This window comes from Nocardioides albus (assembly GCF_014648255.1).
GTDB classification, from domain to species: Bacteria; Actinomycetota; Actinomycetes; order Propionibacteriales; family Nocardioidaceae; genus Nocardioides; species Nocardioides albus.
Window position 1 is genome coordinate 67,464 of record NZ_BMQT01000015.1, and the last position, 26,874, is coordinate 94,337.

27 protein-coding genes and 1 tRNA gene are annotated in these 26,874 nt (G+C 69.1%); 15 read left to right on the forward strand and 13 right to left on the reverse strand.

Going from position 1 to position 26,874, the window contains the following annotated elements:
- Nucleotides 1-93 precede the first annotated feature (93 nt).
- Complete coding sequence (locus tag IEY84_RS24940) at nucleotides 94-771, reverse strand: response regulator (RefSeq protein WP_091046002.1); 678 nt, start codon at nucleotides 769-771, stop codon at nucleotides 94-96.
- Nucleotides 768-1,925 carry a sensor histidine kinase gene (locus IEY84_RS24945; RefSeq protein WP_183550245.1) on the reverse strand — a complete coding sequence of 386 codons (1,158 nt, stop codon included), beginning with the start codon at nucleotides 1,923-1,925 and terminating at the stop codon, nucleotides 768-770. The genes IEY84_RS24940 and IEY84_RS24945 overlap by 4 nt, the downstream gene beginning before the upstream one ends.
- A 120-nt stretch (nucleotides 1,926-2,045) precedes the next feature.
- Between IEY84_RS24945 and phoU the strand changes: the two genes are divergently transcribed.
- Nucleotides 2,046-2,696: a phosphate signaling complex protein PhoU gene (phoU, locus tag IEY84_RS24950; RefSeq protein ID WP_183550243.1), complete on the forward strand. Its 651-nt coding sequence runs from the start codon at nucleotides 2,046-2,048 to the stop codon at nucleotides 2,694-2,696.
- 78 nt (nucleotides 2,697-2,774) lie between these two features.
- Here phoU and IEY84_RS24955 read toward each other — a convergent pair whose 3' ends face one another.
- Genes IEY84_RS24955 through IEY84_RS24965 form a run of 3 tightly spaced genes read right to left on the reverse strand, consistent with a single transcriptional unit; the run spans nucleotide 2,775 to nucleotide 5,199 of the window.
- Nucleotides 2,775-3,515: a phosphoglyceromutase gene (locus IEY84_RS24955; RefSeq protein WP_183550239.1), complete on the reverse strand. Its 741-nt coding sequence runs from the start codon at nucleotides 3,513-3,515 to the stop codon at nucleotides 2,775-2,777.
- Nucleotides 3,515-4,294: a copper chaperone PCu(A)C gene (locus IEY84_RS24960; protein ID WP_183550236.1), complete on the reverse strand. Its 780-nt coding sequence runs from the start codon at nucleotides 4,292-4,294 to the stop codon at nucleotides 3,515-3,517. The genes IEY84_RS24955 and IEY84_RS24960 overlap by 1 nt, the downstream gene beginning before the upstream one ends.
- Before the next feature lie 59 nt (nucleotides 4,295-4,353).
- Nucleotides 4,354-5,199, reverse strand: coding sequence for a UbiA family prenyltransferase (locus IEY84_RS24965; RefSeq protein ID WP_183550233.1), 846 nt, complete (start codon nucleotides 5,197-5,199; stop codon nucleotides 4,354-4,356).
- A gap of 235 nt (nucleotides 5,200-5,434) precedes the next feature.
- On the opposite strand from IEY84_RS24965, the gene IEY84_RS24970 reads away from it, so the two are divergent.
- Both IEY84_RS24970 and IEY84_RS24975 read left to right on the forward strand, forming a co-directional pair.
- The gene (locus IEY84_RS24970; protein ID WP_008360791.1) at nucleotides 5,435-5,920 is read left to right on the forward strand and encodes a CarD family transcriptional regulator; all 486 of its coding nucleotides are present in this window, start codon (nucleotides 5,435-5,437) and stop codon (nucleotides 5,918-5,920) included.
- Nucleotides 5,921-6,002: 82 nt separating this feature from the next.
- Nucleotides 6,003-6,602, forward strand: a complete 600-nt coding sequence (locus tag IEY84_RS24975; RefSeq protein WP_221209193.1) for a 2-C-methyl-D-erythritol 4-phosphate cytidylyltransferase — start codon at nucleotides 6,003-6,005, stop codon at nucleotides 6,600-6,602.
- Here the strand turns inward: IEY84_RS24975 and IEY84_RS24980 are convergent.
- Entirely contained in the window at nucleotides 6,595-7,284 is a 690-nt protein-coding gene (locus IEY84_RS24980; protein ID WP_183550227.1) for an IspD/TarI family cytidylyltransferase, read from the reverse strand. The genes IEY84_RS24975 and IEY84_RS24980 overlap by 8 nt on opposite strands.
- Before the next feature lie 193 nt (nucleotides 7,285-7,477).
- Between IEY84_RS24980 and nirD the strand changes: the two genes are divergently transcribed.
- From nirD to IEY84_RS25005, 5 genes are all read left to right on the forward strand, one after another.
- Nucleotides 7,478-7,840, forward strand: coding sequence for a nitrite reductase small subunit NirD (gene nirD, locus IEY84_RS24985; RefSeq protein WP_183550224.1), 363 nt, complete (start codon nucleotides 7,478-7,480; stop codon nucleotides 7,838-7,840).
- 24 nt (nucleotides 7,841-7,864) lie between these two features.
- Nucleotides 7,865-8,347, forward strand: coding sequence for a 2-C-methyl-D-erythritol 2,4-cyclodiphosphate synthase (gene ispF, locus IEY84_RS24990; RefSeq protein WP_183550221.1), 483 nt, complete (start codon nucleotides 7,865-7,867; stop codon nucleotides 8,345-8,347).
- 30 nt (nucleotides 8,348-8,377) lie between these two features.
- Nucleotides 8,378-9,802 carry a cysteine--tRNA ligase gene (gene cysS / locus IEY84_RS24995; protein ID WP_183550217.1) on the forward strand — a complete coding sequence of 475 codons (1,425 nt, stop codon included), beginning with the start codon at nucleotides 8,378-8,380 and terminating at the stop codon, nucleotides 9,800-9,802.
- Complete coding sequence (rlmB, locus tag IEY84_RS25000) at nucleotides 9,802-10,755, forward strand: 23S rRNA (guanosine(2251)-2'-O)-methyltransferase RlmB (RefSeq protein WP_183550214.1); 954 nt, start codon at nucleotides 9,802-9,804, stop codon at nucleotides 10,753-10,755. The genes cysS and rlmB overlap by 1 nt, the downstream gene beginning before the upstream one ends.
- Before the next feature lie 62 nt (nucleotides 10,756-10,817).
- Nucleotides 10,818-12,332: a metallophosphoesterase gene (locus IEY84_RS25005; RefSeq protein ID WP_229788989.1), complete on the forward strand. Its 1,515-nt coding sequence runs from the start codon at nucleotides 10,818-10,820 to the stop codon at nucleotides 12,330-12,332.
- A gap of 162 nt (nucleotides 12,333-12,494) precedes the next feature.
- On the opposite strand, the gene IEY84_RS25010 is transcribed toward IEY84_RS25005, so the two are convergent.
- Nucleotides 12,495-14,024 (reverse strand): alanine/glycine:cation symporter family protein, encoded by a 1,530-nt coding sequence (locus IEY84_RS25010; protein ID WP_183550208.1) that lies wholly within the window; start codon nucleotides 14,022-14,024, stop codon nucleotides 12,495-12,497.
- Nucleotides 14,025-14,202: 178 nt separating this feature from the next.
- On the opposite strand from IEY84_RS25010, the gene IEY84_RS25015 reads away from it, so the two are divergent.
- Nucleotides 14,203-14,278: transfer RNA gene (locus IEY84_RS25015), tRNA-Thr, on the forward strand.
- A 9-nt stretch (nucleotides 14,279-14,287) separates the two neighbouring features.
- Here the strand turns inward: IEY84_RS25015 and pdxY are convergent.
- The 4 genes from pdxY to IEY84_RS25035 are packed head-to-tail and all read right to left on the reverse strand — an operon-like array spanning nucleotide 14,288 to nucleotide 17,095.
- A complete protein-coding gene (pdxY, locus tag IEY84_RS25020) occupies nucleotides 14,288-15,139 on the reverse strand; it encodes a pyridoxal kinase PdxY (RefSeq protein ID WP_183550205.1) in 852 nt (283 codons plus the stop codon).
- A 44-nt stretch (nucleotides 15,140-15,183) separates the two neighbouring features.
- On the reverse strand, nucleotides 15,184-15,789 hold the full coding sequence (locus IEY84_RS25025) for a rhomboid family intramembrane serine protease (protein ID WP_183550202.1): 606 nt from the start codon (nucleotides 15,787-15,789) through the stop codon (nucleotides 15,184-15,186).
- Between the two features lie 14 nt (nucleotides 15,790-15,803).
- Nucleotides 15,804-16,370 carry a hypothetical protein gene (locus IEY84_RS25030; RefSeq protein WP_183550187.1) on the reverse strand — a complete coding sequence of 189 codons (567 nt, stop codon included), beginning with the start codon at nucleotides 16,368-16,370 and terminating at the stop codon, nucleotides 15,804-15,806.
- Between the two features lie 35 nt (nucleotides 16,371-16,405).
- The gene (locus tag IEY84_RS25035; RefSeq protein ID WP_183550184.1) at nucleotides 16,406-17,095 is read right to left on the reverse strand and encodes a uracil-DNA glycosylase; all 690 of its coding nucleotides are present in this window, start codon (nucleotides 17,093-17,095) and stop codon (nucleotides 16,406-16,408) included.
- 77 nt (nucleotides 17,096-17,172) lie between these two features.
- Between IEY84_RS25035 and IEY84_RS25040 the strand changes: the two genes are divergently transcribed.
- Both IEY84_RS25040 and IEY84_RS25045 read left to right on the forward strand, forming a co-directional pair.
- Nucleotides 17,173-18,171: an LLM class F420-dependent oxidoreductase gene (locus IEY84_RS25040; RefSeq protein WP_183550181.1), complete on the forward strand. Its 999-nt coding sequence runs from the start codon at nucleotides 17,173-17,175 to the stop codon at nucleotides 18,169-18,171.
- A 64-nt stretch (nucleotides 18,172-18,235) separates the two neighbouring features.
- Nucleotides 18,236-19,786, forward strand: a complete 1,551-nt coding sequence (locus IEY84_RS25045) for an FMN-binding glutamate synthase family protein (RefSeq protein WP_183550178.1) — start codon at nucleotides 18,236-18,238, stop codon at nucleotides 19,784-19,786.
- Between the two features lie 114 nt (nucleotides 19,787-19,900).
- On the opposite strand, the gene IEY84_RS25050 is transcribed toward IEY84_RS25045, so the two are convergent.
- Both IEY84_RS25050 and IEY84_RS25055 read right to left on the reverse strand, forming a co-directional pair.
- A complete protein-coding gene (locus IEY84_RS25050; RefSeq protein WP_183550175.1) occupies nucleotides 19,901-20,923 on the reverse strand; it encodes a Gfo/Idh/MocA family protein in 1,023 nt (340 codons plus the stop codon).
- 28 nt (nucleotides 20,924-20,951) lie between these two features.
- Nucleotides 20,952-22,379 (reverse strand): alpha,alpha-trehalose-phosphate synthase (UDP-forming), encoded by a 1,428-nt coding sequence (locus IEY84_RS25055; protein WP_229788991.1) that lies wholly within the window; start codon nucleotides 22,377-22,379, stop codon nucleotides 20,952-20,954.
- Nucleotides 22,380-22,549: 170 nt separating this feature from the next.
- Here IEY84_RS25055 and IEY84_RS25060 point away from each other — a divergent pair, with 170 nt between their 5' ends.
- The 4 genes from IEY84_RS25060 to lon all read left to right on the forward strand — a co-directional run bounded on the left by IEY84_RS25060 (nucleotide 22,550) and on the right by lon (nucleotide 26,807).
- Nucleotides 22,550-22,846, forward strand: a complete 297-nt coding sequence (locus IEY84_RS25060; RefSeq protein ID WP_183550172.1) for a DUF3263 domain-containing protein — start codon at nucleotides 22,550-22,552, stop codon at nucleotides 22,844-22,846.
- Complete coding sequence (locus IEY84_RS25065; protein ID WP_183550169.1) at nucleotides 22,847-23,368, forward strand: LytR C-terminal domain-containing protein; 522 nt, start codon at nucleotides 22,847-22,849, stop codon at nucleotides 23,366-23,368.
- A 91-nt stretch (nucleotides 23,369-23,459) separates the two neighbouring features.
- Nucleotides 23,460-24,314: a trehalose-phosphatase gene (gene otsB / locus IEY84_RS25070; protein WP_183550166.1), complete on the forward strand. Its 855-nt coding sequence runs from the start codon at nucleotides 23,460-23,462 to the stop codon at nucleotides 24,312-24,314.
- Between the two features lie 168 nt (nucleotides 24,315-24,482).
- Entirely contained in the window at nucleotides 24,483-26,807 is a 2,325-nt protein-coding gene (lon, locus tag IEY84_RS25075; protein ID WP_183550148.1) for an endopeptidase La, read from the forward strand.
- The last annotated feature ends 67 nt before the right edge of the window (nucleotides 26,808-26,874 follow it).

Below are 26,874 nucleotides of genomic sequence, written 5' to 3' on the forward strand. Positions count from 1 at the left end.
CATGAGTTCGAAGGCTCAACCGGTCACGTGTACATAGATCGTGGGAGTCCTGAGGTCACCCAGTGACCTCAGGACTCCCACGTCGCCTATGCCTTACAGGTCGAGCTTGTAGCCCAGGCCTCTCACCGTGACCAGGAACTTCGGCTCGGACGGGTCCGGCTCGAGCTTGGCGCGCAGGCGCTTGACGTGTACGTCGAGGGTCTTGGTGTCGCCGACGTAGTCCGAGCCCCAGACGCGGTCGATGAGCTGACCGCGGGTGAGCACCCGGCCCGGGTTGCGCAGGAACATCTCCAGGAGCTCGAACTCCTTGAGGGGCAGGCGCTGCTCGGAACCGTCCACGGTCACGACGTGGCGCTCCACGTCCATCCGGACGGGCCCGGCCTCGAGAGTTGCCGGGGCGGCGTCGGGCTCGGTGCCGCGCCGGAGCACGGCACGGATCCGGGCGACGAGCTCGCGCGGGGAGTAGGGCTTGGTGACGTAGTCGTCAGCGCCGAGCTCGAGGCCGACCACCTTGTCGACCTCGTCGTCCTTGGCGGTCACCATGATGACCGGGACCGACGAGGTGGCCCGGATCTGGCGGCACACCTCGGTGCCGGAGAGACCGGGGAGCATCAGGTCCAGCAGCACGATGTCTGCCCCGTTGCGGTCGAACTCCTTCAGGGCGTCGGTGCCGTCCTCGGCGACGGCGACCTCGAAGCCCTCCTTGCGGAGCATGTAGGACAGTGCCTCGCTGTAGCTGGCTTCATCTTCGACGACGAGTACCCGGGTCACGGGCGTTCCTCCTTGCTTGTGCCGGACTGCCCGGCAGTTGGTAGGTGCTGGGGCAGGGTGAGGGTGAAGGTGGACCCTTGACCCTCCTGCGACCAGACCTTGACCTCGCCACCGTGTGTGGCGGCGACGTGCTTGACGATCGACAGGCCGAGCCCGGTGCCGCCGGTGGAACGGTGGCGGGCGGGGTCGACACGGTAGAAGCGCTCGAAGATCCGGTCGATCTCCGTTGACGGGATGCCGATGCCCTGGTCGACCACGGAGATCTCGACGGAGCCGTCGGTCGCGCGGGTCGAGACGGTCACGGTCGAACCGGGGTCGGAGTAGGCGACCGCGTTGGAGACCAGGTTGGTGACGGCGGTCGAGACCTGCTCGTCGTTGCCGAAGACGTGCAGTCCGGCGGTGCCGGCGCTGACCACGTTGATCCCCTTCGCGCTGGCGTCGACGGTCGAGCTGTCGACGGCGGCCACGATGATCTTGTCGACGTCGACCGCGACCGGCGCCTCCAGAGGCTCGTCACCCTGCAGCCGGGAGAGCTCGATGATCTGCTGGACGAGCGCGGTCAGGCGCTCGGACTCGGTGATCATCCGGTTGGAGAAGCGGCGTACGGCCTCGGGGTCGTCGGAGGCCTCGGTGACCGCGTCGGCGAGCACTCTTATCGCGCCGACCGGCGTCTTGAGCTCATGACTGACGTTGGCGACGAAGTCGCGGCGTACGGCCTCCACCCGGCGCTCGCGGGTGCGGTCCTCGACCAGGACGAGTGCCAGGCGCGTGCCCAGCGGAGCGACGCGGGCGGTGACGTGCCGCGATGCCCCGTTGGCACGAGAGATCACCAGCTCGGTCTCACGGATCTGGCCGTCGCGGCGCACGGCGTGGACGAGCTCGGAGAGCTCGGACGAGACCAGCGAGGTGCCTCGCACCAGACCGAGGGCGTACGCCGGTGCGCTGGCCTTGAGCACCGTGTCGTCCTCGTCCACCACGACCGCGCTGCTGCGCAGGACGGAGAGGACCGCGGCGACCTCGGCGGGAACCTTGGGCGGCTCGACCTCGGGTATCCGGCGGCGGGAGCGCTCGCTCATCGCCCACGCAAGCACTGCCGCTCCGGCGACGACAGCGCCGAGGAGCGCAGCAAGAAAGGCCTGCGTCGTCGAGTCCACACGATCAGGGTAATCCCATCAAACACCCGTTCCTGACCACTGGACGCCTCCGCGCCGAACGTTCACCATCGGTTCACTCGCGATGAAGATCAGTACATGTCGGGTGTCTAGGATCGGCGCATGCGCGCTGCTTTCCATGAGGACCTCGATGCCATCTTCAACGACCTCACCAATGTCTGTGAGCTGGTGTCCGTGGCCGTACGCGACGCCACCACCGCTCTCCTCGAGGCCCGCAACGACCTCGCCGAGCAGGTGATCGACAAGGACGTCGAGATCGACGACGCCCGTGAGCGCATCGAGGAGAACGCGCTCGAGCTCCTCGGCCTCCAGTCCCCGGTGGCCGGCGACCTCCGCGTCGTCGTCGCCGCGCTGCGGATGATCTCCGACCTCGAGCGGATGGGTGACCTCTCCGTCCACGTCGCCAAGATCGCCAGGCTGCGTACGCCGAACAAGGCCGTCCCCGAGCTGGCCCAGCCGACCATCGCCAAGATGGCCGAGATCGCCCAGCAGATGGTCGAGCGCACCTGCGAGATCCTTCGCAGCCGCGATGTCTCCGCTGCTCAGGACCTGGTTGCCGACGACGACGAGATGGACCGGCTGCGGCGCAAGTCCTTCGCCGAGCTGCTCGGCCAGGACTGGACCCACGGCGTCGAGCCCGCCGTCGACGTCGCTCTCCTGGGCCGCTACTACGAGCGCATCGCCGACCACGCCGTCACGGTGGCCAACCGGGTCGTCTTCGTGGTGACCGGCGAGGTCCCCGCCGACTCCTGACCCGCCGAGGCGGCTGGTCCTGACACAAGAATCCGCCGAGTCGGCGCGTTATAACGCGCCGACTCGGCGGATTTGTTACTACTGCTTGCCTTGGTTGGCGACTGCCTCAGCGGCGGCGGCCGCGGCCTCGGGGTCGAGGTAGGTGCCACCGGCGACGACCGGCTTCAGCGACTCGTCGAGCTCGTAGACCAGCGGCTGGCCCGTGGGGATGTTGAGCTTGGCGATCTCGGCCTCGGAGATGTTGTCCAGGTGCTTGACCAGCGCGCGCAGGCTGTTGCCGTGGGCGGTGACCAGGACCGTCTTGCCGGTCTTCAGGTCGGGCACGATGGCGGAGTCCCAGTAGGGGAGCATCCGGGCCACGACGTCCTTGAGGCACTCGGTGGTGGGCACCTCGATGCCGGCGTAGCGCGCGTCACCGGCCTGGGAGAACTCGGAGTCCGCCTCGATCGGCGGCGGCGGGACGTCGTAGGAACGACGCCACAGCTGGAACTGCTCCTCGCCGAACTTCTTCAGCGTCTCGGACTTGTTCTTGCCCTGGAGGGCGCCGTAGTGGCGCTCGTTGAGACGCCAGTCGCGGCGCACCGGGATCCAGTGACGATCGGCGGTGTCGAGAGCGATGTTGGCGGTGGTGATCGCGCGACGCAGCAGGCTCGTGTGGACCAGGTCGGGAAGGATCCCGGCCTCGCTGAGAAGCCTGCCGCCGTTGACGGCCTCGGCCCGGCCCATGTCGGTGAGGTCGACGTCGACCCAGCCGGTGGACAGGTTGAGCGCGTTCCACTCGCTCTGGCCGTGGCGCAGCAGGACGAGCTTGTAGGTCATCAGTGGGCTTCCTCGGCGCCGGGGAGGGCGGCCGGGGGGAACTCACAGGAGTAGGGGTCCTCGGCGGTGGTGCCCGTGGACTCGCCGTGCGCGTCGGACTCGGTGCCGTGCTCGGACTCCGTCTCGGTGGCGTGCTCGCCCTCGGTGGCGTGCTCCCCTTCGGTGGAGGCGTCAGCCGGCAGGGTCGAGGCCTCGTCGGTGCCCTCGGACGCCTGAGCCTCGGCGTTCTTGCCCTTCTTAGCGGGCTTCTCGGCCTCGCCGGCGGCGGCGACGACCTCGGCGTACGGACCGCACTGGGTGACCACCGGGACCGAGATGGTCCTCTCCTCGCCCTCGGAGAAGGTGAAGGTCATCGGGATGCTGTCGCCCGGCTTGAAGTCGCCGGTGACCGCGATACCGCCGGTGGCCGGGTCGGCCAGGTTGACGATGCCGCTGGTGGGCAGCTCGATCGGCGTGAACGACTCGGGCGTGACCGTCTCGGTGGCGTCGCTCGCCGTCGCGATCGAGGTGACCGACGGCAGCGCCTTGCCGGCGACCGCCGGGTTGATCGCGGGGTCGAGCGAGAAGGTGCCGACCAGGACGCCGGAGCCCTCCTGCGCGGTCACGATACGGGCTGCGTTGATCCGGACGGCGCCGTCGAGCGTCGAGCCGCCGTGGGTGATCTCGTTGGGCCGGTCGGTCGCATAGTCGAAGCTGCTGCAGGCGGTGAGCGCCGGAAGGGCGAGAGCCACGAGGGCGCCCGTCACTGCGAGCCGCTTCTGCATAACCTTGGTCGTCACGCGCGACACTCTATCCGCCCGATCTCGCCGGACTAAATGGGGCCAGGATCCGAAAAGGGTCAACCACGCAGCCCGACGACGCTCGCGACGTACAGCATCCCGCCGATCACAGCGGCGATGTAGACCAGCGTGACGAGGAGGAGCTTCCCGGCGCCCAGCTTGAGGCCGGCCTTGAGGGGAAGGTACGTCCAACCGTCCTCGTTGTCGGCGACCAGGCCCCACAGCGCGGTCAGGAAGTGCACGCCGACCCCCAGCGCCGCGGCGAGCGCGACCATCGCCCAGTGGGGCGGCCCGCCGGCGGGCTCGCCGGCCCAACCCGCGTACGACAGATATCCGGGGTAGCAGGCGAAGGCGGCTGCCCACAGGAACCAGGACAGCAGGCCCCTGCGCAGCAGTACGTTGGCGAGCATCCCGAGCACCAGCGAGCCGAGGTAGAACAGCCCCGCGACCGTGCCCGAGGTGACCGAGAGCGGGATGACCAGCAGTACGCCGCAACACAGCGCGAACCAGACGCCGCCCGGCTCGAGGCGGCCGTCCGAGATCGGCTTGCCGTCGCGCTCGTGACGATGGTCGACGGCCTGGTCGACGAGGTCGTTGTGCCAGCCGAGGACGGCCTGGCCGACGAGGACGGTGACCGCGATCAGCGCGACCTCGCGGGTCGTGAGTCCGGCGATGACGGCGGCTCCGGCGAGGCCGATGGCGGTCAGCACCGCCTGGCGGGGGTGGGCGGAACGGATGAGGAGGAACGGGGCCCAGTTGCCGATCTTGTCCATGACGCTCTCTCGGCCCGCCGGGGCATCAGGAACGGCGGACGCGCTGGCCTGCGTCCGTTCGGGGTCCTGGTCCTGGGCGTGCGACGACACGGTGAAGATGGTCTTGGGGGCGCTCTGCGATGCATTCGCCATGGCGGCAGTATCGGGCACTCGGCCAAGCCGCGCAGGACAACAGGCTGGCGACGGTGAGATTTCGGCCCGGTTTCGAAATCAGTCATGCTGCCACGCTTAACCGACCTGCGCGCGCGGAACCACACAAGTTGTCCATCTGTCAACCCCTGATTAATGCCCTGACCTGCATAAACACAGAATCCGAATTCTAAGATCCGTGGTAGACTTGGGTTCCTAGGAAGGGGTACCTAAAAATATGACTTTCACCGTCGGCGAGACCGTCGTATACCCGAACCATGGCGCGGCCGTCATCGAAGACATCGAGATGCGCACCATCAAGGGCGAGGAGCGGCAGTATCTGGTCCTCCGCATCATCGCTCAGCAGGACCTGGTCGTGCGTGTTCCGGCCAACAACCTCGAGCTCGTCGGAGTTCGAGACGTCGTAGACAAGGACGGGCTTGATCGGGTCTTCGAGGTGCTTCGTGCGGAGCACGTCGAAGAGCCGACCAACTGGTCGCGTCGTTACAAGGCAAACCTGGAGAAGCTGCACAGCGGCGATGTCATGAAGGTCGCCGAGGTCGTGCGTGACCTGTGGCGTCGTGAGCGTGACCGTGGCCTCTCCGCCGGGGAGAAGCGCATGCTCGCCAAAGCACGCCAGATCCTCGTCTCGGAGCTCGCGCTGTGCGAGCACACCAACGAAGACAAGGCTGAAGTCCTCCTCGATGAGGTGCTGGCCAGCTGACGCTGGTCTCGGTCTGCGCGACAGGCTCCGGGTGATCCCGGGGCCTGTTTCGCGTTTTCGTGGTGCGGCTAGCGTGACTCCCATGGACGATCCCTACGCCGACTACGACGAGCTCGACGAGACCGCCGAGCGTCCGCCCGCTCTCGGGACGGTCGCCGAAGAGGACCGCGGATCGCTGCCGTTCGCGCTGATCCAGGGCGAGGCGCTGGTCGCTGCGGCCACCTGGTCGCTCGGGGAGTCCGGAGTGACCCCCGTCGACTTCACCGCTTCCTGGGAAGGGATCGTCGAGGCCGAGGAGCCGTTGGTGCTGCACGACTCCCTGTGCCCGATGACCCCGCCGGCCTTCATCGCCCACTGCGTCTCGACCGCAGTCACGCGCGAAGCGGTCGTGATCGGCGTACGCCCGGTCACCGACACGGTGAAGAAGCTCGCCATCGAGGACGGCGTGCCGGTGCTCGGCGAGACCGTGGACCGAGACGCGCTGGTCTCGGTCACCTCGCCGATCGTGCTTCCCCGGGCCGTCGTCGCCTCGCTGGACGGCTGGCCGACCGGCGACTTCGCCGAGATCGCGGCCACGTTGGCGCGCCGGTTCCCGGTGGTCTCGATCGAGGCACCGCCGATCGGTCGCCGGGTGACTTCGGAGGAGGACGTACGGTTGTTGGAGGGCTTGTCGGTCAGCTGAGTGCAGCGGCCGCGCGGAGATCGTCGGCGAAGGTCACCTTGAGGTTCAGCTGGGTGCTGGGCACCGCGACGATGCGTACGCCAGGGGAGTAGCGCTCCACGGTGGCGCCGGTGTCGGTGCCGTCGAAGCCGTCGGCTGCGGCCTGCGCATAGGCGGCCAGGAGGTCGGCGGCCCGGAAGGCCTGCGGCGTCTGTACGCCGACGAGAGCACCACCCACCGGCTGGAGGTCGCGCGTCGCGAGGTGGGTGAGCGGGGCGGCGGGGATGGCCCCGCCGTGCTCACGAGCGACGCCGACGACAGTGGTGTAGAGGTCGGTGGTGGCCAGCGGCCGGGCGGTGTCGTGGATCGCCACCACATCGACCTCGCCGGCCTCGATGTCGGCCCGGAGCACACCGAGGGCGGCCTGCTCGGAGGCGTGGCGGGTCTCGCCGCCGGCGACCATCGCGATCTCGCGCTCGCCGAGCAGGGGCTGCGCGACGGCCGCGACCGCGTCCTCGTCGCCGCTGCGTACGACCAGGACGAGGCGGTGCACGTCGGGCACCTCGAGGGCGGTCCGGAGCGAGAGGCCGAGGGCCGAGGAGGCCGGGTCCTCGGAACCGTCGAGCGGGAGCAGCACCTTGTTGGTGGTGGCTCCGACGCGGGTGCCGGATCCGGCGGCCAGGAGAACGAGAGCGGCAGGCACCCCTGGAGATTATCCGTTCCGCGTCGGCGACGGCCGATGGGCTGGACTGGTGGGCTGGACCGATGGGCGGGGCGCTGGTGTTTACGCACCCGTTACAAACCGAAACAGGAGGCGGCCACCACGCGCCCTAGGTTCGGACCCACCGAAGGGAGGACCGACGTATGTCGACGAAGCGGCTCGGGGCGGCGACGGCATGAGCGAGCGGATACAGCGGTACGACCACAGCGACTGGCAGCCGGTCTGCCAGGTCGACGAGCTCGAGGTGAAACGCGGCGCCACGGCGCTGGTCCACGGGCAGGCCATCGCCATCTTCCGGATGCCCGACGACGTCGTCCACGCGCTGGGCAACCACGATCCGTTCGCGAAGGCATCGGTGATCGCCAAGGGCATCGTCGGAGTCCGCGACGGGGTGCCGTTCGTGGCCTCGCCCGTCCACCGACACGGGTTCGACCTGCGTACCGGACAGTGCCTGGACGACCCGCACGTCACCATCCCCGCCTACGAGGTCCTGATCCTCGACGGCATCGTCCACGTCGGCCACCGGAAGATGACCTGAGCTCGGTCTGGGAGACTACGGAGCGTGCAGCTTCCTCTGGTCGGCATCGGGACCGACGTCCACAGCCTCGCCGACGGTGTCCCGATGCACGTGGCCGGCCTGGCCTTCCCCGACGAGACGCGGGGGCTCGCCGGGCACTCCGACGGCGACGTCGCCGCCCACGCCTGCTGCGACGCGCTCTTCTCCGCGGCCGGTCTGGGCGACCTGGGGTCGAACTTCGGCACCGCCGAGCCCGAGTGGGCCGGAGCGGCCGGGGTGGTGCTGCTGGCCGAGGCAGCGCGAAGGGTCCGCGAGGCAGGCTTCGAGATCGGCAACGTCGCGGTCCAGGTGATCGGCAACCGGCCCAAGATCGGTCCCCGGCGCGACGAGGCCAACCGGGCGCTCTCCGCGGCAGCCGGTGCGCCTGTCACGGTGACCGCCACGACCACCGACGGTCTCGGCCTCACCGGACGCGGTGAGGGTGTAGCCGCGATCGCGTCAGCGCTCATCGTGCGTCGCGATGGGTAGGGAAGACCCGTACTTCCCTAGACTTGGAGCATGGCACTCAGGCTCTATGACTCGGCGACCCGTGAAGTACGTGACTTCACGCCCTTGCAGCCCGGCAAGGCGTCGCTCTATGTCTGTGGCCTGACCGTGCAGAGCGAGCCGCATGTCGGGCACGTACGGAGCGGGGTGAACTTCGACGTGCTGCAGCGCTGGCTCCGGGCGTCGGGGTATGAGACCACGTTCATCCGCAATGTCACCGACATCGACGACAAGATCCTGGCGAAGTCGGCCGAGCAGGGCCGGCCCTGGTACAACCTCGGCTACGAGATGAACCGCGAGCTCGACGCCGCCTACGCCTCGCTCAACGTCGCCCGGCCGACCTACGAACCCCTGGCCACCGGTCATGTCCCGGAGATCATCGAGCTCATCGAGGAGCTGATCGCGAAGGGCCATGCGTACGCCGCCGAGGACGGCTCCGGTGACGTCTACTTCGACGTGCGCACCTGGCCCGCCTACGGCGAGCTCTCCGGGCAGAGGATCGACGACATGGAGGCCGCGGCCGACGCCGATCCGCGCGGCAAGCGCGACCCGCGCGACTTCGCGCTCTGGAAGGGCCGCAAGGTCACCGAGCCGGAGACGGCCTCCTGGCCCGCCCCGTGGGGACGCGGCCGCCCCGGCTGGCACATCGAGTGCTCCGCGATGGCCGGGAAGTATCTCGGCCCCGCCTTCGACTTCCACGGCGGTGGCCTCGACCTGCGCTTCCCGCACCACGAGAACGAGCAGGCGCAGTCGCGTGCTGCCGGCCGGCCCTTCGCGAGCTACTGGCTCCACAACGCCTGGATCACCACCTCGGGCGAGAAGATGTCGAAGTCGCTGGGCAACTCGCTCGTCATCCCCGAAGTCCTGAAGAAGGTACGCGGCATCGAGCTGCGCTACTACCTGGTCGCGGCCCACTACCGCTCCCACGTCGAGTTCTCCTTCGAGGCCCTCCAAGAGGCGGCCGCCGGGTTCCAGCGGATCGAAGGCTTCCTGGAGCGCGCGGAGTCCGTGATCGGCGCCGACGCGATGGCGGCCAGCGCGGCCGACGGTGTCCCGTGCGCCGACTTCGTCAACGCCATGGACGACGACCTCGGCACTCCCGCCGCTGTCGCTGCCCTGCACGAGGTCGTCCGCGAGGGAAACCGGCTCCTCCCCGACGGTGACAGCCCCGCCCTGCGTGGGGTCGCTGCGAGCGTGCGGGCGATGTTGGACGTACTCGGTCTGGACCCCGCCGACCCCGCGTGGGGTCCGGCGAGCGGCGAGGACGAGAAGCTGACCGGTGCGCTGGACGTACTGGTCCGCGGGGTCCTGGACGAGCGCGCACAGGCGCGCGCCGCCAAGGACTGGGCCCGCGCAGATGCACTGCGAGACCGGCTCAAGGAAGCCGGGATCGAGATCGAGGACACCCCTGAGGGTCCGAAATGGAGCGTTAACTGATGGCAGGCAACTCCCAGCGTCGCGGAGCGATCGCGAAGGGACGCAAGAAGGGTGCCCAGGCCGGCACCGGCGGCAACCGGCGCAAGGGCCTGGAGGGCAAGGGCCCGACGCCGAAGGCGAAGGACCGGCCCTACCACAAGGCCCACAAGGCGGCTCAGGCCGCCGAGCAGCGCAACAAGGGTCCGCGCAAGCGGGCCGCCGGCGATGCCGAGTGGATCATCGGACGCAACTCCGTGGTCGAGGCGCTGCGCGAGGACGTACCGGTCAACGGGCTCTACGTCGCCGAGGGCGCCGAGCGTGACGGGCGGCTGCGCGAGGCGTTCCTGCTCGCCTCGGAGAAGGGCATCTCGCTGCTCGAGGTGACCAAGGTCGAGCTCGACCGGATGACCGGGTTCAACGGCCACCAGGGGCTGGCCGCGCGGATCCCCGCCTACGAGTACGCCCATGCCGACGACCTGCTCGACCGCGCTGCCGAGATCGGGGAGAAGCCGCTGATCGTGGTGCTCGACCAGATCACCGACCCGCGCAACCTGGGCGCCATCGTGCGTTCGGCCGCGGGCTTCGGCGCCCACGGCGTCGTGATCCCCGAGCGGCGAGCCGCCGGGATCACCGCCGCCGCGTGGAAGACGAGCGCCGGCGCCGCGTCCCGGATCCCGGTCGCGCAGACCGTCAACCTGACCCGTCAGCTCAAGGCCTACCAGGAGGCCGGCTGCATGGTCGTCGGGCTCGACATGGAAGGCGACATCACGCTGCCCGAGCTGGGCGCCCCCGACGGTCTCGCCGACGGCCCGCTGGTGATCGTCGTCGGTGCCGAGGGCGGCGGGCTCTCCCGCCTGGTCCAGGAGACCTGCGACCAGATAGTGTCGATCCCGATGGCCAACTCTGTCGAGTCCCTCAACGCCGGCGTCGCCGCGTCGGTGGTGCTCTACGCCGTCGCGGAGGCGCGTCGCTGATCTCTCGCCGCACTCTGCTCCGTGGCCTCGCCGTCTGGGCGGGGCTAGGAGCGTTGTGGCTGGTGCTCGCCGCGCTGGTGAGCACGTGGCTCTTCCTGTCCAGCGAGCGCCAGGTCGTCCTGGCCGGTCACGACTCGGTCCTGAGCCCGACGCTGTCGGGCAAGGCGATCATCCACACCGGACCGGTGCTGCCCGACGTACGTCTGGACGTCGGCGGCCCGGTCGGCGTCGACGTCACCCTCGGCAAGACCGAGCTGAGATCGATGGACGAGCTCTTCGAGCGCTACGCCGTGCTCGGCTCGGCGCCCGACGGGCAGCGGGCTGTCGTGGTGGAGCAGGTGGAGTCGATGCTCGTGGCTGCGGTGCTCCGGGGCGGCGCGATCTCGTTGACGGTCGTCGCCGGCGTCGTCCTGCTCTGGTGGCTGCCCGGGACCTCGCGCCGCGTCGACCTGCGCAGACGGATGGCCGGAGCAACCCGGACGAGACGCGGACTCGCCACCGCCGGTGTCGGGGTGGTGACCGTGTCGCTGCTCGCGGTCGCGGTCTGGCAGCCCTGGGGCGAGTCCGTGGCACCCGCTGCGGACAAGGAGGCCGGCCCGGTCTCCGGTGACTGGACCCCGCTGGCCGACTTCCTCGGCCCGGAGATCCCGGTGCCCGACGAGCTGGCCGCGGTGGAGGTGCGTGGCGACGCCTACGCCAACCAGACCCGTCGGCTGGTGGCCAGCGCCGTCGACACCTACAACTCCAGCCGGACCTTCTACGAGAAGGTGGTCGCGAAGGTGCCGGACGTGGCGCTGCGGGAGCCGGCCGAGGACGAGACCGTCGTCGCCCTGGTCTCCGACCGGCACGACAACGTCGGCATGGACGCGGTGATGCGCGCGATCGCCGACGAGGGCGGCGCGACGGGGATCCTCGACGCCGGCGACGACACCTCGACCGGGTCGGACTGGGAGACCTTCTCCCTCGACTCGCTGACCGACGCGAGCGACGGCCTGGACAAGTGGGCCGTCACCGGCAACCACGACCACGGCCCGACGGTCGGCGACTACCTGTCCGACAAGGGCTGGACCATGCTCGAGGGCGAGGTCGTCGACGGTCCCGGAGGCTCGACGCTCCTCGGTGCGCCCGACCCGCGCACCAGCGGCCTCGGCAACTGGATCGACGAGAAGGGCGTCAGCCTCGAGGAGGCCGGCGCGAAGCTGGCCGACATCGCCTGTGCCTCGAAGGAGGAGGGCCAGCCGGTCGCGACCCTGCTCGTCCACGACCCGGCGCTGGGGCGAGAGACCCTGCGCCGGGGCTGTGCGACTCTCGTTGTCGGCGGCCACCGCCACGTGCACCACGGGCCGACCGAGGTGACCGGCGAGGACGGCGAGACCGGCTGGACCTACACCAACGGCACCACGGGTGGCGCTGCGTACGCCTTCGCGATGGGGAAGATCCGTCGCACCGCCGAGGTCACCCTGATCACCTACGCCGACGGGCAGCCCGTCGGTCTCCAGTCGGTCGAGCTGGAGACCAACGGGGCACTCACCGCCCACGAGTACGCACCCCTGGAACGCCCCGCCGAGAGCGAGTGACGCCTGGGAGACTGCTGAACAGTCCCGCCTGCTACGCGCCGCGATGCGGCACGCCGGCGGCGTTGCCGCCGCTCTACAGGCGCCCAGCCTGCCTTCGCGACGGCGCCTTGCCGGCGCACTCGCCTCGCGACGCTCGCGACGGCGCCATTGCTCAGCAGCCTCCTAGACCCGCTCGGAGTCCCGCTCGTAGGTCTCCCAGTAGGTGGCCCCGGTGATGCGGAGCGCCAGCGGGTCGAAGACCGGGTCGAGTCCCTGCTTCTTCTGCCGCTCGTAGTCCCGGAGCGCCGCGAAGGCGGGCTGCTGCAGGACCAGGATGCCGAGGATGTTGAGCCACGCCATCAGGCCGACGCCGATGTCGCCGAGGGTCCAGGCATCGCTGGCCGTCGACACGCAGCCGTACGCGGACGCGGCCAGGATGACAGCCTGCAGCACCAGCGTGGCTACCCGGCCGAGCGAGGGGCCACGCTGTCCGCCGAGCGGCACGGTCGAGAAGCGGCCGACCAGGAATCGCAGGTTGGTCTCGGCCATGTAGTAGTAGGCCACCATCGTGGTGAAGCAGAAGAACGCCAGCGAGACCGCGATGAACGAGGCGCCGACCCCGGGGAACACGGTGTCGAAGCCCGCCTGCGTGTACGCCGCGCCGACCTCGGTCCCGGGGGCGAGCACGCCACCGTCCGCGATCACGTCACCGCTCTCGCTGCCGCCCTCGAAGACCCGGTAGGCACCGGTCGAGAGCATGAGGAATCCGGTCGCGGAGCAGACGAAGAGGGTGTCGACGTAGACCGCGAACGCCTGCACGAGGCCCTGCTTCGCGGGGTGCGACACCTCCGCCGCTGCCGCCGCGTGCGGTCCGGTGCCCTGGCCGGCCTCGTTGGAGTAGATGCCGCGCTTGACGCCCCACATCACCGCGAGGCCGACGACCGCACCGAACGCGGAGTGGAGACCGAAGGCGCTCGAGAAGACGTCGCTGAGGACCGTCGGGATCTGGTCGGCGTTGATGACCACGACGACCAGGGCTGCAGCGACGTACGCCACCGCCATGAACGGCACCACCAGCGTCGCGAACGAGGCGATCCGCTTGACCCCGCCGACCACGACGAACGCGAAGACGATGACGGTGGCGATCGCGACACCCCAGGTCGGGAGACCCCAGGCGTTGGTCATCGCCGAGGTCATCGAGTTCGCCTGGACGCCGGGGAGGAGCACGCCGCAGGCCAGCACGGTCACGGCCGCGAAGACGAACCCGTAGATCGTGAAGGCGCGGCTGAACCGCGTGTGCGCGAACGCGCGGCTGAAGTAGTAGGCGGGGCCGCCGCGATACTCACCGGTCAACGGGTCGCGGGTCTTGTAGATCTGGCCCAGCGTGCTCTCCACGAACGAGGTCGAGGCGCCGAGGAACGCGACCGCCCACATCCAGAACATCGCGCCGGGGCCACCGAACGCGATCGCGGTGGCGACACCGGCGATGTTGCCCGTCCCCACGCGTCCGGCCAGCGACATCGCGAGCGCCTGGAACGAGGAGACCCCGGAGGCCGACTTCTCCCCGCGTACGAGGAGCCGGATCATCTCCGGGAAGTGCCGCACCTGGAGGAGCCGTGACCGCACGGAGAAGAACACCCCCGCGGCGAGACACAGATACACCAGCCAGTTGCTCCAGATGACACCGTTGATGGCGCCCAAGATGTCCGTCATCCGTCTTCCCTTCATCTACCAAGTCGCTCAGATGAAGGGAAACCCTCTCAGACGCTCGCCATGCGGGTGTTCCCGAGGGGTTGCTTCTGGGCGAGTCGAGGGTCTGACGACACGCCGGATGCGCACTCGGGGCTGTGACTGGCTACGATTGTCCCGCCGTCGCGGAGACGCACGGCATGCCGGTGTAGCTCAGTTGGTAGAGCGTTCGCCTTGTAAGCGAAATGTCGCGGGTTCGACTCCTGTCACCGGCTCCACTTCTCGACTCAGCGGAGCTGAGTGACCTCGTACGTCGTCGGCGGGTTGGCGATGTCGTCCTGGGAGGCGATGAGCTCGAGCTCGCGGCGGCCGGACTTGAGGGTGCGGTCGAGGATGGCGAAGAGGGTGTTCGCGGTGCGGCCGAGGGCGGTGGGGGTCGAGCCGGTCGAGAGCAGGTGGGAGAGGTAGACCGCCGCGGTGACGTCGCCGCCGCCGTTGGGGGAGATCGGGAGCAGGGGAGTCGTGACCGACCAGGCGCCCTCGTCGGAGACCGCGATCAGGTCGAGGTGGGTGGGGTCGGACTCGGTGATCACCGAGGTCACGAGCACGTTCGACGGCCCGGAAGAGCGGACCACGTCGACCGCGGCGAGCACCTCCTCCACAGTGTCGGTCGACTCGACGCCGGCGAGGAAGTTGAGCTCGAAGTGGTTGGGCGTGATCACATCAGCCGCCGGGACGACCTCGTCACGCATGAACTCCGGGATGCCCTCGCGCACGAACATCCCGCGACCGACGTCACCCATCACCGGGTCGCAGCAGTAGAGGGCTCGCGGGTTGAGCGCCTTCACGCGGCGTACGGAATCGAGGACGATCGCGCCGACCGCCGGGTCTCCCTGGTAGCCGGACAGCACGGCGGAGACGGTGGAGAGACCGTCGCGCTCGGAGATCCCCTCGATGACCCCGGCGACCTCGTCGGCCGCAACGACCGGCCCACGCCAGGCGCCGTAGCCGGTGTGGTTGGAGAAGTTGACGGTGAGCACCGGCCAGACCTCGTGCCCGAGGCGCTGGATCGGGAAGACGGCGGCCGAGTTACCGACGTAGCCGAAGGCGACGTGCGACTGGATGGAGAGGATCTGCATGGCGCCTATTCTGCGCCTCCTGCACCGCTGCCGGCTCAGCCGGCCTACTTCTTGGCCTTGCCGTCCTGCTTCTTGGGCGGGTCGTTGAGCAGCCAGGCGGCCAGCCCGCCGCCGATCGCCCCGAAGAGGTGACCCTGCCAGGAGACCCCGGCCTGCCCGGGGAGTACGCCGAGGAGCAGTCCGCCGTAGGCGAGGAAGGCGAGCACGCCGATGATGATCTGCACGAGACTGTGGCTGAACAGCCCACGGACGATCACGTAGACCAGCCAGCCGAAGATCAGCATCGAGGTCCCGGCGGTGATGCTGTCCGGTGGCGACATCAGCCAGACGCCGACACCCCCGACGACCCAGATGATGAGGGTCGCCACGATCCCGCGCCCGACACCGGAAGCTAGGACCAGGAAGCCGAGGATGAGCGCGGGCAAGGTGTTGCCGTAGAGGTGGGCCCAGCCGAAGTGGAGCACCGGGGCGAACACGATGCCGAGCAGTCCGGCGTCGGTGCGCGGCACGATGCCGAGCGTGTCGAGCTGGTGTCCGCTGATGTAGTCGGTGGCCTCGAGCACCCACAGCAGGGCGACGAAGCCTAGCGCCCAGATTCCGGCCCGAAGCCAGTTCGCGCGTTGGGGGCGAGGGGGGGAGTCCTGGCTCACGTCTGAAATCCTACCTACCGCTCCACAGCGGCGAGCCGTTGTTCGAGACTCTCGTAGAGGTAGGGGACGGCGGCTGGGTGGGGTCCGGTCTCGTAGAGCTCGGTGGCGAGGACCCGGGGCGACTCCCCGGCGTGGTCGGCCGCCCAGGTGGCGCCACCCCCCGTGATTCGCCCGGCGTCGAGGCGCAGCACGGCATCAGCCGTCAGCGCCACCCAGCGCCCGTCGGTGCTGCCGTCCTCGAACCAGGCCACCGGCACCGCGTACGCCTCGTCCTCGGTCAGGTCGGCCTCGATCGAGATCCGCCGGCCGATCGGGTGGGCTCCCTGCCGGCTCCACAGGACGGTGGTCACCTCGAGCCGGTCCGTGTCGGCAGGGCCGGCGGTGCCCAGGACGACGTGGTCGGCGAAGGTCGCCCAGTCGCGTACGTCGCTCGCGGGGAACTCCGGGGGAGCTGTCCGGTCCAGCAGGGTCCGGGCGCCGAGCACGCCGGCCCAGACTGCCAGCAGGACGACGACGATGGTGCCGGTGATCTTGAGTCGGCGTGGCACCGACAGCGTCGGTCCGGTCGAGTTCTCGCCCACGTGCCCCCCGTTCGCCGCCGATGGTCCGATCCTAGTTAGTCAGGCAGGGACCAGTCGATCGGCGAGCCGCCCTGCTCGACCAGGAGGGCGTTGGCGCGCGAGAACGGCCGGGACCCGAAGAAGCCACGACGCGCGGAGAGCGGCGAGGGGTGGACAGACTTGATCGCCGGCACCTTGTCGAGGCGCGGCTCGAAGTTCTGCGCGTGCCTGCCCCACAGGATCGCGACCAGCGGCCCGCCGCGGTTGCCGAGCACGTCGATCGCCCGCCCGGTGACCTCTTCCCAGCCCTTCTTGGAGTGGGAGGCGGGAGCACCGGGGCGCACGGTCAGCGAGGTGTTGAGCAGCATCACGCCGCGGTCGGCCCAGGCCGACAGGTCGCCGTGCTCGGGCATCTTCAGGTCGAGGTCGGTGGCCAGCTCGGCGTAGATGTTGCGCAGCGACGCCGGCAGCGGACGTACGTCCTTCTCGACCGCGAAGCTGAGTCCGATGGGGTGCCCGATGGTCGGGTAGGGGTCCTGGCCGACGATCAGGACGCGTACGTCCCGCAGCGGTCGCCGGAAGGCGTTGAAGATCCGGTCGCCGTCGGGAAGATAGGGACGCCTGGCCGCCAGCTCGTCGCGCAGGAAGCGGCCCATCTGCTCGATCTGCGGCTCGGCCGGCGCCAGCGCCTCGGCCCAGTCGGCTGCCATCAGGCCCTTGTCCACGAGTCCTGCCAGTGCACTCATAAATCAGGAGGGTATCGGCTGGCGCCGAGGGTTAAGTTGTCCGTGGCAACTCAGGTTGGACTCATCAAGGAGTAGACATGAAGTTCGGTTTCTTCGTCCCGCAGGGATGGCGCTTCGACCTCGTCGGGATCGACCCGGCGGACCAGTGGACGACGATGAAGGACCTGGCGACGTACGCAGACTCCGGCTCGGGCTGGGAGAGCATCTGGGTCTACGACCACTTTCACACGACTCCGAAGCCCTCCGACCAGGCGACCCACGAGGCGTGGTCGCTGATGGCCGGTCTGGGCGCGGTGACGTCGCGGGTGCGGCTCGGGCAGATGTGCTCGTGCATGTCCTACCGCAACCCGGCCTACCTGGCGAAGGTCGCCGCGACGACCGACCACATCAGCGGCGGCCGGATCGAGATGGGCATCGGTGCGGGGTGGTACGAGCACGAGTGGCGTGCCTACGGCTACGGCTTCCCCGAGGCCCGTGACCGGCTCGGGATGCTCCGCGAGGGTGTCCAGATCTTCCAGCAGGCCTGGACGAAGGGCGTCTCGTCGCTGGACGGGAAGTACTACCAGGTCGACGGCGCCATCTGCCAGCCGCTCCCTCTTCAGCAGGGGCGCTCCGGGATCCCGCTGTGGATCGCCGGCGGTGGCGAGAAGGTCACCTTGAAGATCGCAGCGCAGTACGCCGACTACACCAACTTCCTCGGCGACCCGGAGACGTTCAAGGCGAAGTCGGACATCCTCGCGGCGCACTGCGAGAGCCTCGGGCGTGACTTCTCCGAGATCACCCGCTCCTCCAACTACAACGTGGTGCTGGGCGAGACCGAGGCCGAGGTCGCCGACAAGCTCGCCGCCTGGAAGGCGCGGCTGCTGCCTCACCTCGGCGAGGAGAAGACCGCCGAGATCGTCGCGAACGCCAGTGGTCCCGGCGGGCTCGCAGGCTCGCCCGAGCAGGTCGTCGAGCGGCTCCGGGCGATGGAGCAGCTCGGGATGACGTACGCCATCGGCTACTTCCCCGATGCCGCCTATGACCGCTCCTCGCTCGAGCTCTTCGAGTCGCAGGTCATCCCCGAGCTCGCCTGAGCCCGGCCGGCGACACCCCGTCGCGACGTTTACAAGTGGGTGACCGCCCGGTAGGAAGACGTACATGAAGATGACGACTCTCCTCGGAGGAGCAGCGGTGGCTGCCGGTGTGGTTGCCGCGCGCGACCTGACCCAGCGCAAGCACGCGATCCTGCGGAACTTCCCGGTGATCGGGCACGCGCGCTACCTGATGGAGAAGATCGGGCCGGAGCTGCGGCAGTACATCGTCACCGGCAACGACGAGGAGCGGCCCTTCAGCCGCGACCAGCGGCGTTGGGTGTACGCCTCGGCCAAGGGGCAGAACAACTACTTCGGTTTCGGCACCGACAACGACATCGAGCACACGCAGGGCCACATCCACATCAAGCACCGTACGTTCGCCGACAGCCTTCCCGACGACCACGACCTGGCCGCGAAGCTGCCCTCGGCGAAGGTGCTCGGGGGTCCGCTCGGGCGCGCGAAGGCGTTCCGGCCGGAATCGGTCGTCAACATCTCGGCGATGTCGTTCGGGTCGCTGTCGGGTCCCGCGATCAAGGCGCTCAACATGGGCGCCCATCGTGCGGGAGCGATGCACAACACCGGCGAGGGCGGCATCTCGTCCTACCACCTCGAGGGTGGGGCAGATCTGGTGTGGCAGATCGGCACCGCCTACTTCGGCTGTCGGAACCCGGACGGGACCTTCTCGATCGAACGGTTGAAGGAGAAGGTCGCCGCGGCACCGGTCAAGGCGATCGAGATCAAGCTGTCACAGGGCGCGAAGCCGGGCCTCGGCGGACTGCTGCCGGCAGCCAAGGTGACCCCGGAGATCGCCGAGATCCGCGGCATCGAGGTCGGCAAGGACTGCGCGTCACCGTCTCGGCACTCTGCCTTCACCGACGTCGACTCGATGCTCGACTTCGTCGAGATGATCGCTGCCGAGACCGGGCTGCCGGTCGGCATCAAGTCAGCTGTCGGTGAGATGGAGTTCTGGCAGGAGCTCGCCGGCCAGATGCTCTCGGGGGAGCGGGGCGTCGACTTCATCACCGTCGACGGCAGCGAGGGCGGCACCGGTGCCGCACCGCTGATCTTCTCCGACGCCGTCGCGATGCCCTATCGGATCGGCTTCTCGCGGGTCTACGGCACGTTCGCCGAGCTCGGTCTCACCGACTCGGTCACCTTCATCGGGTCGGCCAAGCTCGGCCTGCCGGAGAACGCCGCCGTCGCCTTCGCGCTCGGTGCCGACATGCTCAACGTCGGTCGCGAGGCGATGATGTCGGTGGGCTGCATCCAGGCGCAGAAGTGCCACGACGACACCTGTCCGACCGGCGTCGCGACCCAGAACAAGTGGCTCTCCGGCGGTCTCGACCCGCAGGAGAAGGGCGATCGCTGCGCCAGCTATCTCAGGACCCTGCGCCGGGAGCTGACCAAGGTCTCCGCCGCCGTCGGCGTCGCTCACCCCGGCCTGATCACGCCGCACGACATCGAGGTCATGAACGGCGACTACGAGTCACGCACCCTCGCCGGCGTCTACGGCTACAAGAACCACTGGGGTGCCCTCGGGCCCGACGTGGTCAGCGACCTCCTCGACATCGTCCACCCGCACCACAGCTTCAACGAGAAGCCGAGCACCGCCTGATCGCCGAGACGTCAGGTACGTCGGCCGAGACGTCACGCGCGTCGGGCGAGTTGGCACTCAGGTGCCAACTCGGCCGACGCAGGTGACGTCTCGGCCGACCGGGGTGACGTCTCGTCAGGATTCGGTGGCGTACTTGGCGCCGACGGACTCGCGGATCATGTCCATCTGGCGCATCAGGCTGAGCGTCTGGCTGTGCGGGACCAGCGGGGACTCCAGGAGCCCCTCGCGCAGGCAGCGCTGCACCTCGACGATCTCGTTGCCGTACGCAGCGCCGATGACGGGCTCGTCGCCGACGATCTCGACGGGCTCGCCACCGTCGGCGGGCTTGAATACCGCCGAGGACGGGTGGTGGAAGTCGGTCAGCTCGATCCGGCCCTGGTCGGTGGCGATGGCGGCCGAACGGGAGGAGTAGGAGGTGACCGAGGCGACCATCGTGGAGAGCTCGTTGTTGGCGTACTTCCCGGTCATCACCAGGTCGAGGTCGAAGGTGCCGCCGTCGGCGCCCGTCCCGATGTTGGCCTGTGCGGTCAGCGCGCGGGCCTCGCCGAAGAGCAGGTGGGCGAAGGTGAGCGGGTAGATGCCCATGTCGAGCAGCGCACTCGCGCCGAGCGCGGGGTCGAGCAGACGCTGGTGCTTGTCGGGGTCGGCGACGAAGCCGAGCTCGGCGTGCACGTGACGGGGGACCCCGAAGCGGCCCGACTGCACGTCGGCGACGAGGCGCCGGATGATCGGGTTGGTCGCCATCCACATGGCCTCCATGAGGAACAGCTTCTTGGAGACGGCCAGGTCGACCATCGTCTGCGAGTCGGCCGCGTTGAGCGTCAGTGCCTTCTCGCACAGGACGTGCTTGCCTGCTTCGAGCACCAGGGTGGCGTGCTCGAGGTGATGGGAGTGGGGCGAGGCGATGTAGACGACGTCGACGTCCTCGTCGGCGGCGAGCTCCTCGTAGGAGCCGTGCGCGCGGACCGGGCCCTCGGCGGCGTACACCTCCGCGAACGTCTCGGCGGACTCCTTGCTTCGCGATCCGACCGCCACGAGTTGGCCGTCGGGGACGAGCATCAGATCGGTGGCTAGGGAGTGGGCGATCCGGCCGGTGCCGAGGATTCCCCACCTGATCGGAGCAGAGTTGGTGGTCACGGCCTCGACTCTAGTGGCCCGGCGGGAGCTAGTTGCCGTTGGGCGGAAGGACGTTCTTGGTGTGGCTGCTCTGCACCGCGCCGAGCACCTCGAGGAAGGTGTCGGCCCAGTGGCGTACGTCCTTGGAGGCGACCTGCTTGCGCATCGCCCGCATCCGACGGGTGAGCTCCTTCGGCTCGGCCGAGTAGGCCTCCAGCAGTGCGGCCTTCATCCCGTTGATGTCGTAGGGGTTCACCAGCCAGGCCTGGCGGAGCTCCTCGGCTGCGCCGGCGAACTCGGAGAGGACGAGGGCGCCGTCGTTGTCGTAGCGGCAGGCGACGTACTCCTTCGCGACCAGGTTCATGCCGTCGCGGTAGGGAGTCACGACCATGATGTCGGCGGCTCGGTAGAGCGCGGCCATCTCGTTTCGCGGCAGCGAGGTGTGGAGGTAGGAGATCGCCGGGCGGCCGATGCGGCCCAGATCGCCGTTGAGGCGGCCGACGAGCCGGTCGATGTCGTCGCGGAGCTTGCGGTACTGCTCGACGCGCTCGCGCGAGGGCACCGCCACCTGGACGAAGATCGCGTCCTCGACGTCGAGCTCGGTGTCGCGGAGCATCTCGCCGTAGGCGCGCAGACGGGCGTAGATGCCCTTGGTGTAGTCGAGGCGATCGACGCCGAGCAGGATCTTCCTCGGGTCGCCGAGCTGCTGGCGGATCTCCTTGGCGCGCTGGTTGATGGCCTCGTCATGGGCCATCTCGTCGAAGCCGACGAAGTCGATCGAGATCGGGAAGGCGGCTGCGTGGACGGTGCGGCCGTCGGGGAGGTAGACCAGGTCGCGGTGGGTCTTGTGGCCGACCCGCTGACGCACCAGACGTACGAAGTTCTGTGCCGCCTGGGGAAGCTGGAAGCCGACGAGGTCGGCACCGAGCAGACCCTCGAGCAGCTGCCGCCGCCAGGGGACCTGCTGGAAGAGCTCGGCAGGTGGGAACGGGATGTGCAGGTAGAAGCCGATGCGCAGGTCGGGGCGGAGGTCGCGCAGCATCTGCGGCACCAGCTGGAGCTGGTAGTCCTGCACCCACACGGTCGCACCCTTGGCGGCCACCTCGGCGCACTTCTCGGCGAACCTCTTGTTGACGCGCTGGTAGCCGTCCCACCACTCGCGATGGAACTCCGGCTTGGCGACGACGTCGTGGTAGAGCGGCCACAGAGTGCCGTTGGAGAAGCCCTCGTAGTGCTCCTCGATGTCCTCGGCGGTCATCGTCATCGGCAGCAGATGGAGGCCGTCGTCCTCGAAGGGCTCGAGATCCTCGTCCGTGCCGCCGGGCCAGCCGATCCAGACACCTTCGTTGGCGCGCAGGACGGGTTCGAGGGCGCTGACCAGACCTCCGGGAGAGCGTCGCCACGCCTTCGTGCCGTCCGGCATCTCCACTCGATCGACGGGGAGCCGATTGGCCACGATTACCAGGTCAGCCTGCACATCTCCGACTCTAGTGGACCGGACCCAGGTTCGGCGTGCTGTCGTTCCACTCCCGACTTCCGGCCCCTCGACGCAATACCTGTCGAGTAACACGCCGAAGGGTGAACCACAGCGGTGTAGTTCGGCGGGTTACTCTGTCGTCAGACGCAGACGACACCGGGGGACGAGGAATGAGCGCTGTCAACGTGCAGGTCACAGGCCCAGGCGAGGACCCCGCGAGCCTCAGCGATCGCGACAAGCAGATCCTTGATTTCGAGCGCCAGTGGTGGAAGTACGCCGGCGCCAAGGAGGCTGCCGTGCGCGAGGCGTTCAACATGTCGGCCACTCGCTACTACCAGGTGCTCAACGCCCTGATCGACAAGCCGGAGGCTCTCGAGGCAGACCCTCTGCTGGTGCGCCGCCTGCGACGGCTCCGTGCAGCCCGGCAGCGTCAGCGCTCGGCGAGACGGCTCGGTTTCGAGGTCTGAATGACTAGCGGGCGTCCTGCGAAGGGTGAGCGTGGCGTCGCGCTCCCCGCACCGGTCATCGCGCTGAGCGTGGTGGCCGTCGTCGCTGCCGTGATCGTCTTCTGGGTCACCGGCGGAGACGACAACCAGGGCGAGGAGATCGCCCAGGCGGGTGGCCGTGCCTCGGCCTCGTCGTCGGCTTCGGTGAAGCCGAAGGCTGTCGAGACCGAGGAGAAGAAGCCGGCCAAGGCCGAGCCCTCGCCCGTCGACCGCGCCAAGGTCAGCGTCGAGGTCTACAACCAGTCCAACATCGGAGGCCTAGCCAGCGATGTCGGGGCGAAGGCGACCACGGTCGGTTGGAACGTCGTCGGTGAGGACAACTGGATGGGCTCCGTCCCGGAGAACACCGTCTACTACCCTCCCGAGATGAAGCGAGAGGGTCAGCAGCTGGCCGACGACCTCGGCATCAAACGTACGCATCTGTCGGTGGATGGTTCGATGAAGGGTGACCGGCTGACGGTCGTCCTGACCGGTGCTCTCTGAGGGTTCCCGGCCGTTCCCGACGGTGTGTGATCTGGCGCACGGACCCCCTGCCCGGTCGGCTCCGAGGTCGTTGTCGTGTCACAGTTGAGGCATGGCCGAACTCCAGCCTGAGGGCACCGCAGGTGACCAGAAGTACGCCGCGGTCGTGGCCGCCGGCGCCGAGACACTCGTCGGGCTCGACTTCGACGGGACGCTCTCTCCGATCGTCGAGGACCCTGCTGCTGCACGGATCCATGAGGACGCGGCGTCTGTCCTGATCGCGCTCGCCTCCCGGGTCAAGGCACTGGCCATCGTGACGGGCCGCCCCGCCGGGCAGGTCGTCGAGCTCGGCGGGCTGGCTGCGATCGCCGATGCGCTCGCGGAGATGGGCAAGGAGCTCTACGTCTTCGGGCAGTACGGCAACGAACGCTGGAGCGGCTCGGACCGCGTCGTCGTCGGCCCGCCCCCACCCGAGGGGCTGGCCACCTTCGAGTCGGCGCTGCCGGAGGTGCTCTCCGCCCACGGAGCGCAGGGCGCCTACATCGAGGAGAAGGGTCTTGCCGTCGGGGTGCACACTCGCCGGTTCCCCGACCCTGACGGTCTCGCCGAGCGCCTGCTCGCGCCACTGACGTCGTTGGCGGCCGAGCACGGGCTGATGATCGAGCCCGGCAAGCAGGTCATCGAGGTACGCGCCCCCGGAATGCACAAGGGTCGCGCGATCTCCACGCTGGTCGACGAGGTCTCGCCCGGCGCGATCCTGTTCGGCGGCGACGACCTGGGGGACATCGAGGCTTTCGAGGCCATCAAGGCGTGGGGCAAGACGACCGGATCGCCGACTCTTCTCGTCTACTCCCACGCCGGCCCCGACCGCGGCCCGCTCGCGGATCTTGCGGATGTCGAGGTCGACGGGCCGGAGGGTGTGCTGGGGCTGCTGCGTGAGCTGACGCGCGACGCGGCGGCTGTGTAACACGTCGTTCGTGGCACTATCCGGTCGTTCTGAGCGACCGGAAAGTGGGTGTAACAGCGTGTTACAGCAGCCGTTGTCCGCTCACAGCGAACACCGGTAACCGGAGGGAACATCCGGTTGCACTCGGAAGTTGAGCCGGTATCACTCAACTTTCTAGGAGGGTCCGCAATGGACAAGCTTCCTGTGCTGTTCGTCTCCGACGCTGTGGTGCTGCCGGGGATGGTGGTGCCGATCGAGCTCGACGAGGCTGCGCAGGCCGCCATCGACGCTGCCAGGGCCGGCTCGGAGAGCCGGCTGCTGGTCGCGCCGCGGCTGGGGGACCGGTATGCGACGTACGGTGCCGTCGCCACGATCGAGCGCGTCGGCCGGTTCCGGGGCGGTGAGCCCGCGGCGGTGCTGAGGGCCGTCGGCCGCGCCAAGATCGGCTCCGGCGTCACCGGACCCGGCGCTGCGCTGTGGGTCGAGGTCGAGCCGGCGGTCGAGACGACGACGGAGCACGCGAAGGAGCTGGCCGAGGAGTACAAGCGGCTGGTCGTCGCGGTGCTCCAGCGCCGCGAGGCGTGGCCGGTCATCGACCAGGTCAACCGGCTCACCGAGCCGTCCGAGATCGCCGACACCGCCGGCTACGCGCCCTACCTCGACGACGAGGCCAAGCGCGAGCTGCTCGAGACGCCGGACGTCACCGAGCGTCTCGAGAAGGTGATCGCCTGGGCGAAGGAGTACATCGCGGAGTCCGAGGTCAGCGACAAGATCGCCGAGGACGTACGCGAGGGCATGGAGAAGACGCAGCGGGAGTTCCTGCTGCGCCAGCAGCTCGCCGCGATCCGCAAGGAGCTCGGCGAGGGCGAGCCCGAGGGGTCGGACGACTACCGGGCCCGCGTCGAGGCCGCCGACCTTCCCGAGGCCGTACGCGAGGCCGCGCTGCGCGAGGTCGACAAGCTCGAGCGTGGTTCCGAGCAGAACCCCGAGACCGCTTGGATCCGCACCTGGCTGGACACGGTGCTGGAGCTGCCGTGGTCGGTGCGGACCGAGGACTCGGCCGACGTGGTCGCGGCTCGTGAGGTGCTCGACGCCGACCACCACGGCCTCGAGGAGGTCAAGGACCGGATCGTTGAGTACCTGGCGGTGCGGACCCGACGTGCCGAGCGGGGCCTGCAGGTGATCGGTGGCCGTGGCTCCGGTGCCGTGGTGCTGCTCGCCGGTCCGCCAGGAGTCGGCAAGACGTCCTTGGGTGAGTCGGTGGCGCGTTCGCTCGGACGCAAGTTCGTCCGGGTCGCACTGGGTGGTGTCCGCGACGAGGCCGAGATCCGTGGCCACCGGCGCACCTACGTCGGCGCGCTGCCGGGCCGGATCGTGCGGGCCATCAAGGAGGCCGGATCGATGAACCCGGTCGTGCTCCTGGACGAGGTCGACAAGGTCGGCTCGGACTATCGGGGTGACCCGGCAGCCGCGCTGCTGGAGGTGCTCGACCCGGCGCAGAACCACACCTTCCGCGACCACTACCTCGAGCTCGACCTGGACCTCTCCGACGTCCTGTTCATCGCCACGGCCAACGTCGTGGAGCAGATCCCGAGCGCGCTGCTGGACCGGATGGAGCTGGTCACGATCGACGGCTACACCGAGGACGACAAGGTCGCCATCGCACGCGACTTCCTGCTGCCCCGGCAGCTCGAGCGGGCCGCGGTGACCTCCGAGGAGGCCACGGTCACTGATGACGCCCTGCGTGAGCTGGCCGCGAACTACACCCGCGAGGCGGGCGTACGCCAGCTCGAGCGGCTCCTCGCCAAGGCGCTGCGCAAGGCGGCGATGCGGCTGGCCACCGGAGCCGAGCACGTCGAGATCGGCCTGGACAACCTCAAGGACCTGGTCGGACGGCCCCGGTTCACACCGGAGTCGGCGGAGCGTACCTCTGTCCCGGGGGTGGCCACCGGACTGGCCGTCACCGGGCTCGGTGGGGACGTGCTCTTCATCGAGGCGTCCTCGGCCGAGGGGCAGGCGGGACTGAACATCACCGGCCAGCTCGGCGAGGTGATGAAGGAGTCCGCGCAGATCGCGCTCTCCTTCGTCCGCTCGCACGCCGACGAGCTGGGCGTCGACCCGGCCGTGCTCGACCGCTCGCTCCACGTCCACGTGCCCGCGGGTGCGGTCCCCAAGGACGGCCCGAGCGCCGGCATCACGATGGTCACCGCGCTCACCTCTCTCGCGACGGGTCGCCCGGTGCGCAGCGAGGTCGGGATGACCGGTGAGGTCTCGCTCTCCGGGCGAGTGCTGCCCATCGGCGGCCTCAAGCAGAAGCTGCTCGCCGCCCAGCGAGCCGGTCTGACCGAGGTCTTCGTGCCCCAGCGCAACGAGCCCGACCTGGACGAGGTGCCCGACGACGTGAAGCAGGCCCTGAAGATCAACCTGGTGAGCGATGTCAGGGATGTCGTACGCGGCGCCCTCGCGCCCGCCGAGGCAGAGGCCCCCACGCAGAGCACGGTTGCCGCTGCCTGACCGGATCGTTCCGGATGCTGCCCGCTTGATGCCTCGTGCGCCGAGCGGGCAGCTCGCACACTGGGGG